16 protein-coding genes and 1 pseudogene are annotated in these 13036 nt (G+C 70.8%); 7 read left to right on the top strand and 10 right to left on the bottom strand.

Features of this window, described 5'->3' with window-relative positions; genetic code table 11:
• Positions 1 to 88 precede the first annotated feature (88 nt).
• The 5 genes from ABZ937_RS31640 to ABZ937_RS31620 form a co-directional block, all read right to left on the bottom strand.
• Entirely contained in the window at positions 89 to 742 is a 654-nt protein-coding gene (locus tag ABZ937_RS31640; protein ID WP_361696775.1) for a Fic family protein, read from the bottom strand.
• Positions 729 to 1523 (bottom strand): hypothetical protein, encoded by a 795-nt coding sequence (locus ABZ937_RS31635; protein WP_361696774.1) that lies wholly within the window; start codon positions 1521 to 1523, stop codon positions 729 to 731. The genes ABZ937_RS31640 and ABZ937_RS31635 overlap by 14 nt, the downstream gene beginning before the upstream one ends.
• A 122-nt stretch (positions 1524 to 1645) precedes the next feature.
• A complete protein-coding gene (locus ABZ937_RS31630) occupies positions 1646 to 1996 on the bottom strand; it encodes a transcriptional regulator (protein WP_361696773.1) in 351 nt (116 codons plus the stop codon).
• Complete coding sequence (locus tag ABZ937_RS31625) at positions 1993 to 2496, bottom strand: hypothetical protein (RefSeq protein ID WP_361696772.1); 504 nt, start codon at positions 2494 to 2496, stop codon at positions 1993 to 1995. Before ABZ937_RS31625 ends, ABZ937_RS31630 begins: the two co-directional genes overlap by 4 nt.
• Positions 2497 to 2598: 102 nt before the next feature.
• Positions 2599 to 3876: a M64 family metallopeptidase gene (locus tag ABZ937_RS31620; RefSeq protein WP_361696770.1), complete on the bottom strand. Its 1278-nt coding sequence runs from the start codon at positions 3874 to 3876 to the stop codon at positions 2599 to 2601.
• Positions 3877 to 4345: 469 nt separating this feature from the next.
• On the opposite strand from ABZ937_RS31620, the gene ABZ937_RS31615 reads away from it, so the two are divergent.
• Entirely contained in the window at positions 4346 to 4564 is a 219-nt protein-coding gene (locus ABZ937_RS31615) for a hypothetical protein (RefSeq protein WP_361696768.1), read from the top strand.
• Positions 4565 to 4611: 47 nt separating this feature from the next.
• On the opposite strand, the gene phoU is transcribed toward ABZ937_RS31615, so the two are convergent.
• Positions 4612 to 5286 carry a phosphate signaling complex protein PhoU gene (gene phoU / locus ABZ937_RS31610; RefSeq protein ID WP_361696767.1) on the bottom strand — a complete coding sequence of 225 codons (675 nt, stop codon included), beginning with the start codon at positions 5284 to 5286 and terminating at the stop codon, positions 4612 to 4614.
• Between the two features lie 178 nt (positions 5287 to 5464).
• Between phoU and ABZ937_RS31605 the strand changes: the two genes are divergently transcribed.
• Entirely contained in the window at positions 5465 to 5806 is a 342-nt protein-coding gene (locus ABZ937_RS31605; protein ID WP_361696766.1) for a hypothetical protein, read from the top strand.
• Positions 5807 to 5993: 187 nt separating this feature from the next.
• Positions 5994 to 6791 (top strand): MBL fold metallo-hydrolase, encoded by a 798-nt coding sequence (locus tag ABZ937_RS31600; protein WP_361696765.1) that lies wholly within the window; start codon positions 5994 to 5996, stop codon positions 6789 to 6791.
• A gap of 80 nt (positions 6792 to 6871) precedes the next feature.
• Here the strand turns inward: ABZ937_RS31600 and ABZ937_RS31595 are convergent.
• Positions 6872 to 7138 (bottom strand): annotated as a pseudogene (locus ABZ937_RS31595) (winged helix-turn-helix domain-containing protein); the annotation flags it as partial.
• A gap of 65 nt (positions 7139 to 7203) precedes the next feature.
• Here ABZ937_RS31595 and ABZ937_RS31590 point away from each other — a divergent pair.
• Both ABZ937_RS31590 and ABZ937_RS31585 read left to right on the top strand, forming a co-directional pair.
• Complete coding sequence (locus ABZ937_RS31590; RefSeq protein ID WP_361696764.1) at positions 7204 to 7833, top strand: flavin reductase family protein; 630 nt, start codon at positions 7204 to 7206, stop codon at positions 7831 to 7833.
• 117 nt (positions 7834 to 7950) lie between these two features.
• On the top strand, positions 7951 to 8496 hold the full coding sequence (locus tag ABZ937_RS31585; RefSeq protein ID WP_361696763.1) for a hypothetical protein: 546 nt from the start codon (positions 7951 to 7953) through the stop codon (positions 8494 to 8496).
• An 86-nt stretch (positions 8497 to 8582) separates the two neighbouring features.
• On the opposite strand, the gene ABZ937_RS31580 is transcribed toward ABZ937_RS31585, so the two are convergent.
• Positions 8583 to 9371 (bottom strand): hypothetical protein, encoded by a 789-nt coding sequence (locus ABZ937_RS31580; protein WP_361696762.1) that lies wholly within the window; start codon positions 9369 to 9371, stop codon positions 8583 to 8585.
• A gap of 90 nt (positions 9372 to 9461) precedes the next feature.
• Positions 9462 to 10166: a TetR/AcrR family transcriptional regulator gene (locus ABZ937_RS31575; protein WP_361696761.1), complete on the bottom strand. Its 705-nt coding sequence runs from the start codon at positions 10164 to 10166 to the stop codon at positions 9462 to 9464.
• Positions 10167 to 10290: 124 nt separating this feature from the next.
• On the opposite strand from ABZ937_RS31575, the gene ABZ937_RS31570 reads away from it, so the two are divergent.
• A complete protein-coding gene (locus tag ABZ937_RS31570; RefSeq protein WP_361696760.1) occupies positions 10291 to 11514 on the top strand; it encodes a saccharopine dehydrogenase C-terminal domain-containing protein in 1224 nt (407 codons plus the stop codon).
• A gap of 63 nt (positions 11515 to 11577) precedes the next feature.
• Here ABZ937_RS31570 and ABZ937_RS31565 read toward each other — a convergent pair whose 3' ends face one another.
• The gene (locus ABZ937_RS31565; RefSeq protein WP_361696759.1) at positions 11578 to 12078 is read right to left on the bottom strand and encodes a MarR family transcriptional regulator; all 501 of its coding nucleotides are present in this window, start codon (positions 12076 to 12078) and stop codon (positions 11578 to 11580) included.
• Positions 12079 to 12162: 84 nt separating this feature from the next.
• On the opposite strand from ABZ937_RS31565, the gene ABZ937_RS31560 reads away from it, so the two are divergent.
• Positions 12163 to 13017, top strand: a complete 855-nt coding sequence (locus ABZ937_RS31560) for an SDR family NAD(P)-dependent oxidoreductase (RefSeq protein ID WP_361696758.1) — start codon at positions 12163 to 12165, stop codon at positions 13015 to 13017.
• The last annotated feature ends 19 nt before the right edge of the window (positions 13018 to 13036 follow it).

Below are 13036 nucleotides of genomic sequence, written 5' to 3'. Positions count from 1 at the left end.
GTACAGCCATCCAGCCAGCAGACCGCTACAGCTGGAGACGGCGAAGATCGGGGCCCTTCCGGCTCCGTCCCAGGCGGTTTCGTTCGGATCAGCAGGCCGGACTCGGACGGTGCTGCCAGCCCCCGCTGAGACTGCTGCGTCGGCGCCGGTTCAGTACGCCGATGAGAGTGGCCAGATCGGCGGCGCCTGCGGGGTCGTCCGCATAGCGGGTGGTCTGGAGGGGGCCCACCTCCGGAAGGACGATGTCCTGACGAGCCAGGACGTGGACCAGGGTCAGCAGGGCCGCACGGGCATTGCCGTCGGTGAAAGGGTGGAAGAACGCCACGTCGAGGTATGCACGGGCCGCGCGGGCCGCCAGCGGTACGCCCGGCTCGGTCGCCTCACGCAGGCAGGCGGCGAAGTCGGCCCGGGTGCGGACGGTCAGGCCGTATCGCTCGGTTCCGTTCTTCGCATAGGCATCGCCCGTGCGGAACGACGCCCGTGCCACCCCAAGGACCACTCGCTGCCAGCCGGCCAGCAGGGTGAAGTCCAGCGGGGCGCGGCGTGCGGCGTCGGCGCGGGCGAGGCTGTAGGCGGAGAGAAGGCGTTCGGCACGGATCGCGTCGCGATGGTGGACGGGCCCTGCGCACCAGTCCCGGAACCCGTCCCGCTCGGGCGGTTCCCTCCGCAAGGCGGGGGCTTGGCTCCAGTCGGTCTCGCGGCGTACGCGCAGCCAGGTCGTGAGGCTGTCAGTGGCGGTCATGGAACTCCTCCAGGGAGGCCCACTCGCGGTGGTCGCGGTAGGGGACAAGGCCGGTGAGGCCGACGGCGAGGTCTTCACCGACCGATTCGATCAGTGTCTGCCCGGGAGTCACCCAGCTCTCGAACCGACCGCCGATCGCGGCCTCCACCGCCTGACCTGCTTCGGTCTCCTCCATGCCGGTGGTGGTGAGGAACCAGCGCAGGACCAGCGCTGCCTGCCTCTGCCAACCGCCTTCCGCGCCTGAGTCCAGGGCGAATGTGACAAGCCGGACGCAGGCTCGCTCCAGATGCCAACTGCGGTCCTCGGGAGAGGCCTCCGGCGGCGGCGCGAGTTCCGCGAAGCGCTGAGCCAGCCTCTCCAGCCACTCCCGCCATTCCAGCAGGGCGGCGACAACGCGGTCTGCGGTCTCATCGGGAGTCGTCACCGAGGCGGCCCCGGAGACCCAGCTGCCGACGACCCCGCCGTGCCGATAGCACCAGTTCCATCCCTGAGCCCAGCTCCCGTAGCGCTCTCGGACGAGGGCGTCCACCTGCTGTTCACACCAACTCTCGCCCTGCCACCAGCCGTTCATGCCGGAGAGCACAGGTGGCACCCACTCGCGGACCAGCGCGCGCAGGTGGGCTTCTTCGTCCTCGTCCCAGGCGAAGGGGTGGCGGGCCGGGTCGACATCGTCCCAGTTCCTCAGAAATCCGGCGCGGGGTACACGGTTCGCCGGGAAAGGCAGGGTGTCTCGGTTGTATACCAGGGCCGGCCCGCTCTCCTTCTCGCTGCACAGGGCCATCAGTGTCTGTCCCGAGGACCGGGCCGGCCAATGAATTTCCGGACCCCGAGTGATCGGCTACGGCGTGCACTGGCCATGAGCGCAGGTCCGCGGGTGGCGTCCGTCCTCCCGCGGGACGGGCCTCATTGCTCTCGAACGCCGGGCCGGTGCACCTCCGCCTCCGCGCCCGCTGCCTGTGCCGCGTCGGCGATGGCCTGGAGTGCGGCGAGGTGGCGCTTGAGTGCCGTGCGGCCGGCCGGGGTCAGCGCCAGCCAGGTACGCGGGCGGCGGCCGACTGCTCCTTTGCGGATCTTGAGGTACCCGGCCTCCTCCAGGGCGGTCGCGATGCGGCTGACGCTCGCGTCGGACACCTGGCAGTACGCGCGGACCGCGGCGAACTCGGCTTCGGCGCAGCCGGCGAGGAAGGCCATCATGGTCAGTCGCGTCGGATGGTGGATGACCTGGTCCAGCGCCGGTGACTCCGCTGGGTTCATTCCGTGTGCCCCGATGTCCTCAGCGTCGCCCGCGCCTCGGCGCCCAGGGCGTTCTTGCGGGTTTCCCGCCACCACAGGGAACCTCCGCCGAGTACTCCCAGCGCGACAGCGCCCACGCTCTGCCCGAACGCGAGGTACGCGAGGGCTGCGCCCCCGTAGGCGACCACCGGGAGGAATTCGAGCAGCATGCGCTGCCCATGGGTGCCACGCGGCGGCCAGGATCGGACCCGCATGCGGAGTACCCGGACCGCGCACATGACCGGGAAGGCGGCCAGCGCCGCGATGGTGACGAGCAGCAGCGCGAACCTGCGGGCCGCACTGTCCGCCTCGTACAGGAGCGGCCCGGCGGCCAGGGCCATCCCGACTCCGTGCGTGATGCCCGCCGTCGGGGCCCACCACGCGGGCGTGGGAGGCGGTGTGTTGGCGGTCAGCCGGGCCCGCTCCGCGGCCTGCAGATCACCCCGGGCCCTGGCTGAGGCGTAGTACTCGCTGCTCGACATGGACTCCCCGTTTCTTCGTCCTTCAGCTTCACCTCATTCTTGCATCTACTTTTGTGAGACGAAAGTACTTCCGGCTACGCGTCGCTTCGATGGACAGCCGCTTCACCGGACGGACCAGGTCAGAGAGTTGGCTGCCCGGGCGCGTGCCGCCGGGTCCCGCAGGGCCGTCGTACCGTCGGTCACGGTCGCGGTGACGCGGTGGCCGTGGCCACGGACGCCCAGTGCGCGTGGGGTCACCGTCCGGGCCCCGGCCGCCCACGGGACTTCCCTGCCGTCGACGTACCAGGTGAGACGGAGGTCGGCGAGGCCGGTCAGCCGGGCGAGGCGGACCGTGAGCGGCCGGTCACGGCTGACCGGCCCGGCGGTGGGGACGCGGGAGGTCAGCGCGTCCGCGTCGGCGTAGAACCCGGCGATCATCGCCTCGCGTCCGACGACGTTGAACTCGGTCGACGCCAGGGTGCGCATGAGGGACGTGTCGGTCGGGCGGTGGATGCCGGTCTCGTAGTAGCCGCCGCCCTCGTACGTGCCGACGACCGAGCCGGTCGGGTCCTGGACGCCCAGCCAGCGGTGCCACTTCGCCGCGGCCGGGTCGCGCTGGAGGGTGAGGTTGGCCGCGGCGGGCTCCTCGGCATAGGGGTAGGCGCCGTAGCCCGCGTACTGGTACTCGTCGGCCAGCCCGCCTATGGAGTGGCCCAGTTCGTGGGCGCCTATGAGGTACGAGCGGTCGTTGTCGGAGGACATCGTCGCCACACCGTGGAAGGGTGAGCCCGGCGGCAGGTCGGGGGTGGAGTAGCCGGCCCCGCCGTACTTGGCGGAGTTGGCGACGACGAAGACGACATCGGCGTCCGGGGCCAGGCCGGCATACCGTGTGACCGCGTCGGTGTCCACGCACAGCAGGCGTTCGAGGCCGTCGCAGAAGAAGGCGGAGCCCAGCGCGGTGTCCTTCACGACGTCGGCCGTCGGGTCGCCGGAGACACCGGACTCCGCGGATACGGCACCGACCAGCCAGACGTTGAAGAGACCGCGGTAGCTCCGGTACGGCTCGACACCGAAGATCGCGTCCAGCTTCTCCTCGGCGTCGGCGGCGAACTCGTCCTGCTCGTCGGCGGTGTAGCCGTCGCCCATCACCACGAGGTCGAGCCGCCCGGACACCGGACCCGTGCGCTGGAGCGGACGCACGGCCGGGCGGGCGCCCTCCGGGGCCGTGTCCGTCGGGGCCGGCGCGCGGTGCGCGATCCGTCCCATCGGCGCGTCCGCCGGGACGGTCACCCGGCGGGGCTCGGCCCCCGGACCGGGGAAGTACTCGACGTGCCTGGCCTGTTGCGGCGGGGTCGCGGCCTCGGCCGTCCCCGGGTTCGCCCCGCCGGCCAGCACCGCCACGGCGACGAAGGCGGCTCCGGCAGCGCTGGCCCAACGGCTGCGCGATCTTGCGCGGTGTGACACGGCGACCTCGCTCAAGTATCTGGTTAAGTGGACTTAACAGCCCGCTTAACATAGGGGCGAGGCCGTCAACGAGCAAGAGCCATAGGGCTGTTGACGCACACAGCGGTGGCCGGGCGCCCCTGGGGTGTGCGTGGACGGCCGGACCTGGGAATCGCGTCGCCGCGGCTCGTCCCCCGTCGTCACGGCGCGCACGTCTCACAGCTCACCCGTTCTTCGGGCGGGCCGTACGTGAAGCTGCATGTCTGGGGCCCGACGTCGAACCGTCGCCCGCGCAGGTCGGCTGAACCTGCCGTGGAGTAGTCGGACGTGCGCACGGCCTGGCCCCGGGTGAGGCTGGTGTCATGCTCGCACCCGTGATCGTTCACCCACCATCGCCGGCAGACGGCCTCCGGTTAAGGGTTGGGCCATGGCTGAACATCGCGTGATCGTGTTTCCGCCGTCCGAGGGCGGTGGCCGGCGTGTTCAGGTCAACGGTGAGACTCTCGGGACGGCGTTCAGCCTGCACGACCTGGCGGTGTTCCTGGAACGGGCCGGTCTGGACTGCGCGGACGAGCTGGACGTTGCCGAGTCGCCGGTGATCGAGTGGCATGGGGGTGGACCGGAGGTGTGGCGGGGGACGCTGTGACAGAGACGCTGGCCCGGTGGCTCGGCAGCCGGCCCCACGCGACGGGGTCAGGTGTTCACGGGTGGGTCGGTGAGCAGGTCGTCCGCATACTCGCCGGTGACGAGGTAGACGACACGCTGGGCCACTGCCACGGCATGGTCGGCGAACCGTTCGTAGTAGCGGCCGACGAGAGTGGCGTCCACGGCCGTCTGGACGCCGTGGTGCCACCGGTCGTCCATGAGGTGCTGGAAGATCGCGCGGTGCAGTTCGTCCATGCGGTCGTCGTCCTGCTCCAGCCGGCGTGCCGCGTCCACGTCGTGGGTGATGAGCACCTCGGCGGCCTGCGCCATCAGGCGCTGCGCGAGCTGCCCCATCTCCAGGATCGTGCGGCGCAGATCGGGTGGAACCGCTCGCTCGGGATGCCGCAGCCGGGCCAGCTTCGCCACATGCTGCGCGAGGTCTCCCGACCGCTCCAGGTCGGCGCTCATCCGGAGTGAGGTGACCACGATCCGCAGGTCCGTTGCGACCGGCTGCTGCCGTGCCAGCAGCGCGATCGCCCGGTTCTCCAGGTGACGCTGCAGTTCGTCGACGCTGTCGTCTTTCGAGATCACATCCTCGGCAAGCTGTAGATCGGCATCGAGGAGGGCCGCGGTGGCTCGGCCCATGGCCGAGCCGACCAGGTTCGCCATTTCCACGAGGCCGTCTGTGATCGACTCCAGCTCTTCGTGGTAGTGCTCTCGCATCGCGCGCCTCCGTGAACAGTCGCTCGTTCCCCAGCTTCCACCGACTGTCGGATTTCCACACTCTGTACATGGCCCGAGCCCGCCGACAGCCGGGACCGCCTGAGCACCACCCTGGCGCCGGAGGCGGCCGCCGCCGTCCGCTCGGCCTCGCAGGCCATCGACCGGCTGCGTTCGCACGGTGCGGGCGGGACTGGTCGACACCCTGGAGCGCGACGGCCTGGCCCGGCGGGTCCAGAACCAGCGCGACCGCAGGTCGGTGCGCGTCCGGATCGCCCCGGCCGGACGGGAGCGGCTGGATGCCTTCCGGCAACCGACGCGGCGTGCCATGTCCGCCGTCTTCCGGACCGGCTTCCTGATCCGACCTCCGGAGCACCCCACGCCCACGGGCTCACCCGTCCGCGAGACCGTCAAGGTGTACTCCGAGCTGTACGGCGCCCCCCGGCTGCCTGTCGAGTTCGCACGAGGCCGCCCGGCAGGCCCGGTTCCGCGACGCGGGCGGGTGCCGCCACCGCCTCCGTGAACAACTCCACCGCCCAGGCCGGTGCGGCGAGTTGGAGCCCGGCCCAGGGCACCGCGACGCCCACGACGCGGTCGCGGGTACGCCGGCCCCCTCGGCCGATCTCCTCACGCCACCGACCTTACCGATCGACCGTCTGCTAAATTGGCGAACGCTCGTACGGTAAGTGACCGATGGAGGGGATGTTCGTATGCGTATCCGCTGGCTGGGCTGGGCCGGAGTCGAACTCGAAGCGCAGGGTGAGAGCCTGGTCATCGACCTGCTCGGGCGGCCCGAAGGCGTCCTGGAGGGGACGCCGCTCTCGGGAGTGCCGCTGCCGAAGGTCGTGCCGCCGCGAGCGGAAGGCCATGTGCTCGCCGGACTGTGCACCCACCTCCACCGCGACCACACCGACGCCGGCGCCTTGGCCCGCGCGCTGCGCCCCGGTGGAACGGTGCTGCACCCCGAGTCCTTCGGCGGCGACGACCACGAGAACCTCTGGACGCTCAGGGCCGAGGCCGAACTCGCCGCCCACGACCTGCCCCGGCGGCCCATGCGTCTGTGGGAGACCACGACCATCGGCCCCTTCACCATCGCCGCCGTCCCCGCCGTCGACACCCTCGGCGACCCCCAGGTCTCCTGGGCCGTCGAAGCCGATGGCACCCGTGTGATCCATCTGGGCGACACCATGTACCACGGCTACTGGTGGCGGGCCGCCCACCGCTACGGCCCCTTCGACGCCGTCCTCACACCCATCAACGGACCGACCGTCTGCTTCCCGCACTGCCAGCCGCCCAGCCCCTACCCGGCCGCGCTGGACGCCCGGCACGCCGCCGTCGCCGCCCGCCTCCTGCAGGCGAGGACCGCGATACCGATGCACTACGACGGCTTCCACGCCGACGGCTTCTACACCACGCAGCCCGACGAGCTCGCGCGCTTCCTCGAAGCGGCCGACGGCGAGCCCTACGAGGTCCTCACCCCGGGTCTGGGTGAGGAGCTGACCCTCTGAACCGTCGCAGCAGGCGGCCGGGTCGGTCCGGTGGCGGGGCTACTGCCGGAGCCCCGTGCGCCGGCCGGCCGGGAAGGCCTCATCATCTCGGCGATGTCGGGGTCGGCGAGCCGGACGTAACGGTTCCGGCCCTTGCGTTCCTCGGCCCGTAGGCCGCCGGCCACCAACCGGTGCAGGTGGCTCGTCGCGGTCGACGGGGCGACGCCGGCCAGACGGGCCAGGTCCGTCGCCGTCCAGGCCCGCCCGTCCAGGAGCGCGAGGCAGAACGCCGCGCGCGTGCGGTCGGCCAGGCGGCCCGCCAGGGCGGCGAGATCCGGCTCTTCGGCGTGCACGTCGGGGCTGGTCATCGCGCCATTGTCGGCGGCCGTCACTTCGACGCCCGTCGAAGCGTCGCGCCCCTAGCGTGCTTCCCATGACGACTGACACGCATCAAGTGATCCGGCCGAGCATTCTCTACTTCGGAACACCGGTGGTCCTGCTCACCACGGAGAACGAGGACGGGACGTTCAACCTCGCTCCGATCTCCTCCGCCTGGGCACTGGGACGGCACATCGTCCTGGGCCTGGGCAGCGAGAGCCAGACCGTGCGCAATCTGGCCGAGCGACCGGATGTGGTGATCAGCCTTGCCTCGCCCGAGCTGTGGGAGCAGGTGGAGAGCCTGGCACCGCTCACCGGCGCCGATCCCGTGCCCCAGGGCAAGCGGGCGGTGTACCGGTACGAGCGCGACAAGTTCTCCGCCGCCGGGCTGACCCCGCAGCCCTCTGACCTGGTACGCCCGCCTCGGGTTGCCGAGTGCCTCCTCCAGCTGGAGGCGAGGTCCGTCGCGATGACCCCGGGCGGGGAGGGCAGCTTCCGCTCCGTCGAGTGCGAGGTCGTCCGGGTCCATGCCGACGAGCGCATCGTCGTACCCGGCACACACCACATCGACCCCGGTGTGTGGAGCCCGCTCATCTACAACTTCCGCCACTACCACGGGCTCGCTCCGGAGCTCGGCCACGGCTTCCGTTCGGAGACGGCCAGGGCCGCGGCACGCGTAGGGTGACTCACTCGGCCGGCTGTGTTCCGCAGGCGGCGGCGCTCAGGCGGTGAGGCCCCGATGGCCGGCTCCTCGGAGGTGTCTGGGCGGGCGGGTTCGGCTTCGCTGGGTGAAGCTGAGAGCGTGAGCATCACTAGCGAGCGCCCGGTAAGTGCGCAGCAGATCTACGCAGCGCTGGCTGCTCTGTCGGCTGAGCCGGCGGCACATCCGGAGAAGCGGCCCGAGGGGCCGCAGGAAGAAGACCGCCTGCAACTGCTGGGGAGTCTGCTGGCGAAAACGGAGCTGGAGATCACCGCCGCGACCCGTCTGAGCGAGGAGGACGAGGTCGAGGACGTTCTTGAGACGTTGCTCGGCTGGGGGGAACAGCTGGGAGCGGATCCCGGCGTCGCGATCAACGTCCTGACGAACAGGTTGCAGCGCACCGCGCTGCAGGTCTCCGAACCCGAGGCGGAAGAGCTGCCCCCCGGGCGGGAGGCCGCCTTCGCCGCCGTCATGACAGCGGTGTACGCGCTCAGCGCCCAGTTCCATGCGGAGCGCGGCGATACCGAGGGAACCCGACACGCTCTGAGCGGGGCGGAAGAAGCCCTCATCGACATCCTGCAAGGCATGCATGACCTGCGCGTCGCCATCGGTGACGCGCCCGCGTCGGAGGACGAAGAGGACAGCTGACCCGCTCGGCTCGCCACCCGCAGAAGTGCCTTCGCAACCGCCGCCGTCCCCGGTCCGGCCTGGACGGGGACGGCGGCGGGACGGGGTCAGCCCTTGAGCTTCTCCAGGTCCACGATCTCGTCGGCCGCCGGGGGCGTGACGGTGACGGGCTCGTTGAACGCCGAGAAGTCGAAGGAGCCGGGCTCCTTGCCGCCCTCGACGGTCATCCTGAGCGCGTAGGGCTCTCCCTCGGCGGACACGAGGAGGGTCATCGTCTCGGCGCCGTCCTTCCCGGTGAGCGTCACGGCGGGCTTGCCGTTGACCTCGGTGTCCGCGCCCCTGGTGAGACGGCTGTCCTTCTCGTCCTTCTCGAACATGCCGTCGATGTCACAGAAGGGGAACTTGTCGTCCTCCTTCGCCTGCTCCGCCGGCACCTTGAACCAGCGGCCCTTCAGCAGCTCGACGAGGGCCTTCGTATCCTCGGACGAGGAGCCGTCCTCGCTGCCCATCTGCTGCCAGAACTTCTCGTCGCCCTTCATGTAGGTGGCGCCGCCGACCTCACGGAAACCGGCGGACGCGCCCCCGGAAGTGAAGGTCCCCTGGCAGCTGCCCTTCTTGGCGACGGCGAAGTCGAAGGTCACCTGCTCGCCGTCGGAGCGCATGTTGCCCTTGCCCTTGAACGACTTCAGCTCCGTCATGGCCACCCGGGCCTTCTCGGAGATCTGGGCCGCGGTGAGACCCTCGAACGGCTTCGCCGACTTCGTGGGCGACGGGCTGGCGGTGGCGGAGTTGCCCGCGCCCTTGGAGTCGTCCTTCTTGTCACCCCCGCACGCGGTGAGCGTCATCACCGCCGTCGCGCAGAGGGCTGCCGTAGCCAGAAGAGTGCGATTGTTCACCTTTGTTACCCCTTAAACATTCCTCGTCGCTGATCCGACTCGGCGGGGGCGCAAAGGGATGCGACGATCGGCGGGTGATCTGGCTCACACCTACCCTCCGTCGGTCAGCTGTGCGGCGGCGTTGTCCAGCAGGGTGTCCAGGACGACCGGGTAGGCGCTGTGGGGCATGCGGGCGGCCAGCAGGCGGGCGGTCGCGGCGATGTGGGGGTACGACTCCGCGGGGAGCCGGGCGTACGTGGAGGTCCACATCTCCTCGTCCGTCGCGCGGGCCTCTTCCGCCAGGGCGAGTGCTCCGGCGTCGAGGGCGGCGAAGGCGAGGCTCAGGTCGATGAAGGCGTGGTAGAGGCGGACCGCGGTGACGTCGGAGAAGCCGGCGGTGCGCAGGATGCCGAGGATCGTCTCGTCGACCGCGATCTCGCGGGGCCGGCCGGTGACCCGGCTCGCGGTCAGGGCAGCGGCCTGGGGGTGGGCGAGGTACGACGCGTGGATGGCGAGGCCGAGGGCGCGCAGGTCGGCCCGCCACTCGCCGGTGGCGGACCAGCTGTCCAGCGCGCGCCCCATCAGCTCCTCGCCGATGGCGCGGGTGAGGTCGTCCATGCCGGCGAAGTAGCGGTAGAGGGTGCTGGGGTCGGCGCCGAGGGCGGTGCCCAGCCGGCGCGCGGTGAGGCCGGTGGTGCCGTGCTCCCGCAGCACCCGTAGCGCGGTGTGCACGATGAGCCTCTCGGACAGCACGGTGCCCTGCTGTGTCGGCCGGCGCCTGCGACGCGCCGATTCCGGCACCACTTGCTTGGCCATGCGGACCACTCCACCTCATCGCTACGACCGCGACCCTTATGCCAACGCTGTTGACCCTACAGGGGCCCATCCCGTTGCATCAGGGCATCTCGTTGGCCGTACTTGAGGAGAAAGGTGTGTGGACATGCGCGTACTGCTGGTGGGCGCGGGCGGGGTGGGAACCGCCATCACCCGGATCGCGGCCCGTCGCGGCTTTGTGACCCGCATGGTCGTGGCCGACTACGACCTGACCAGGGCCGAGGCCGCCGTCGCCGCACTGAAGGAGCACGCCGACCGGTTCAGCGCGCGGCGCCTGGACGCTTCCGACGAGGACGGCGTACGCCGGCTGCTCGCCGAGGAGCGCTGCGACGTCCTGCTGAACGCCACCGACCCGCGGTTCGTGATGCCCCTGTTCCGCGCGGCACTCGCGGCGGGTGTGCACTACCTGGACATGGCGATGTCCCTGTCCGCCCCGCACCCCGAGCGCCCGTACGAGGAGTGCGGGGTCAAGCTCGGCGACGGCCAGTTCGAGCTGGCGGACCGGTGGGCGGACTCCGGCCGGCTGGCCCTGGTCGGCATGGGGGTGGAACCCGGTCTGTCCGACGTCTTCGCCCGGTACGCCGCGGACGAACTCTTCGACGAGATCGAGGAGATCGGTGTCCGCGACGGTGCGAACCTGACCGTGGAGGGCTACGGCTTCGCCCCGTCCTTCAGCATCTGGACCACCATCGAGGAGTGCCTGAACCCTCCTGTGGTCTACGAGAAGGAGCGCGGCTGGTTCACCACCGCGCCGTTCAGTGAGCCGGAGGTCTTCGACTTCCCCGAGGGCATCGGCCCGGTGGAGTGCGTGAACGTGGAGCACGAGGAGGTGCTGCTGATCCCGCGCTGGGTGGACGCTCGCCGGGTGACGTTCAAGTACGGCCTGGGCGACGACTTCATGGACAAGCTGAGGGCCCTGCACGAACTGGGCCTGGACGCCACCGCGAAGGTCACCGTCCCCGGCGAGGACGGGCCCGTGCGGGTGTCCCCGCGCGACGTGGTCGCCGCCTGCCTGCCCGACCCGGCCACCCTCGGCGAGCGGATGACCGGCAAGACCTGTGCGGGCACCTGGGTGAAGGGCACGAAGGACGGCGCTCCGCGCGAGGTGTACCTCTACCACGTGGTCGACAACCAGTGGTCGATGCGCGAGTACGGCTCCCAGGCCGTGGTCTGGCAGACGGCCCTCAACCCGGTCGTCGCCCTGGAGCTCCTCGCCACGGGCGTCTGGTCCGGCAAGGGTGTCCTCGGCCCCGAGGCGCTTCCGCCCCGCCCCTTCCTCGACCTGCTCGCCGAGTACGGCTCGCCGTGGGGCCTGCGCGAACAGGGCTGACACCGGCGGAGCAGCCGCCCGCTGATGTCCTCATGGCGGGCGGCCGGTGTCACGGTCGTCGGCTCACCGGCGTGGCCGGGTGGACCCGGTCGCCGGTTCCCGGCCCAGCTTCTCCTTCTCCGCCTTGAGCTTGCGCCACACCGTGCCGAGGGCCTCGATGTCGTGCTCGTCGAGCAGGTCGGTGAAGACCGGCGCCAGGACCTCACGACGGGTGGCGTCGGCCTGCTCGAAGACGCGACGGCCCTCGGCGGTGAGCGAGACCTCGACCGACCGCGCGTCGCGCTCCGAGGGCGTACGCGCCACCAGCCCGCGGGCCTGGAGGGCGTCCACGACCCGGGAGACCTGGCTGCGGCTGAGCATGGTGCTGTTGCCGAGGACGGAGGCGGGCACGGGTTCGGGGCTGGACACCAGCCACAGCATCACCTCGAACCAGGAGACGGGCAGATCGTGCGCCTTGACGAGGGCTCGGTCCACGCGCTCGGTCATCACCGTGCCGGCCCAGACCAGCCCGTAGAAGGCGTAGTCCGCGGCGGGCATCTCGGCCTGGGGCAGCTTCTTCGGCATGGATCAAGTATAGGCGTGTTGCGTGCGCACACACATAAAGCTATGTTGTGTGTGCACGCACACAAACTACGGAAGGGCTCCCCCATGTCCGCTGACTCTGCCGCCCCCCGCACCGTCCTGATCACCGGAACCTCCTCCGGTATCGGTCTCGCCGCCGCCGTCGCCGCCGCCCGGGCGGGCTGGCGTACGGTCGCCACCCTCCGCGACACCACCCGCGCCGACGCGCTGCGCAAGGCCGCCGCCGCAGCGGGCGTCGAACTCGACATCCGCCGGCTCGACGTGACCGACGAGGCATCCGTCGCCGCTGCCGTCGACGGCGTGATCGCCGACTACGGCCGCCTGGACGCCGTCGTCAACAACGCGGGAGCCGGCCACCTGGGCACCCTGGAGAACGACTCCATGGACGACATCCGCAACGTGATGGAGGTCAACTTCTTCGGCGTGCTGAACGTCTCCAAGGCAGCGCTGCCGCACCTGCGCGCCACCGGAGGCCGCCTGATCACCGTCACCAGTGTCGGCGGCGTCATCGGCCAGCCGTTCAACGAGGCCTACTGCGCGGCCAAGTTCGCCGTCGAGGGATACATGGAGAGCCTCGCCCCCGTCGCTGGGACGCTGGGCGTGAGCGTGTCCGTCGTGGAGCCCGGCGCCGTGGCCACCGAGTTCGTGAACAACATCGGCGTCGACCTCGACGCCCCGCTCGACGCCGGACCGTACACCGGCGCCCTGCGCCACTACATCGACCGCACCGTCGAGCAGTTCCTGGACGGCACCGCCCAGACCCCGGCCGGGGCGGCGGAGGCGGTCATGGAAGCTCTCCACGCCGACCGGCCCGCCTTCCGGATCCAGACCACCGACTGGGCCCGCACCTTCGTCGGCACCAAGCTGGCCGACACCGACGGCTCCGCGGTCCAGGGCCTCACCAGCGCCTGGGTCGCCTGACCGACCGCACTGCCCTCAG

The sequence above is a fragment of the Streptomyces sp. NPDC046727 genome, assembly GCF_040645635.1.
GTDB lineage: Bacteria > Actinomycetota > Actinomycetes > Streptomycetales > Streptomycetaceae > Streptomyces.
Note: the sequence above shows the minus strand (reverse complement) of the source record. Positions and strands in the feature narration are given on the sequence as shown.

Coding starts and splice junctions, on each gene's coding strand:
- ABZ937_RS31640 (WP_361696775.1), bottom strand. CDS start 742: ATGACCGCCACTGACAGCCTCACGACCTGGCTGCGCGTACGCCGCGAG.
- ABZ937_RS31635 (WP_361696774.1), bottom strand. CDS start 1,523: ATGGCCCTGTGCAGCGAGAAGGAGAGCGGGCCGGCCCTGGTATACAAC.
- ABZ937_RS31630 (WP_361696773.1), bottom strand. CDS start 1,996: ATGAACCCAGCGGAGTCACCGGCGCTGGACCAGGTCATCCACCATCCG.
- ABZ937_RS31625 (WP_361696772.1), bottom strand. CDS start 2,496: ATGTCGAGCAGCGAGTACTACGCCTCAGCCAGGGCCCGGGGTGATCTG.
- ABZ937_RS31615 (WP_361696768.1), top strand. CDS start 4,346: ATGGCTGAACATCGCGTGATCGTGTTTCCGCCGTCCGAGGGCGGTGGC.
- phoU (WP_361696767.1), bottom strand. CDS start 5,286: ATGCGAGAGCACTACCACGAAGAGCTGGAGTCGATCACAGACGGCCTC.
- ABZ937_RS31600 (WP_361696765.1), top strand. CDS start 5,994: ATGCGTATCCGCTGGCTGGGCTGGGCCGGAGTCGAACTCGAAGCGCAG.
- ABZ937_RS31590 (WP_361696764.1), top strand. CDS start 7,204: ATGACGACTGACACGCATCAAGTGATCCGGCCGAGCATTCTCTACTTC.
- ABZ937_RS31575 (WP_361696761.1), bottom strand. CDS start 10,166: ATGGCCAAGCAAGTGGTGCCGGAATCGGCGCGTCGCAGGCGCCGGCCG.
- ABZ937_RS31570 (WP_361696760.1), top strand. CDS start 10,291: ATGCGCGTACTGCTGGTGGGCGCGGGCGGGGTGGGAACCGCCATCACC.
- ABZ937_RS31565 (WP_361696759.1), bottom strand. CDS start 12,078: ATGCCGAAGAAGCTGCCCCAGGCCGAGATGCCCGCCGCGGACTACGCC.
- ABZ937_RS31560 (WP_361696758.1), top strand. CDS start 12,163: ATGTCCGCTGACTCTGCCGCCCCCCGCACCGTCCTGATCACCGGAACC.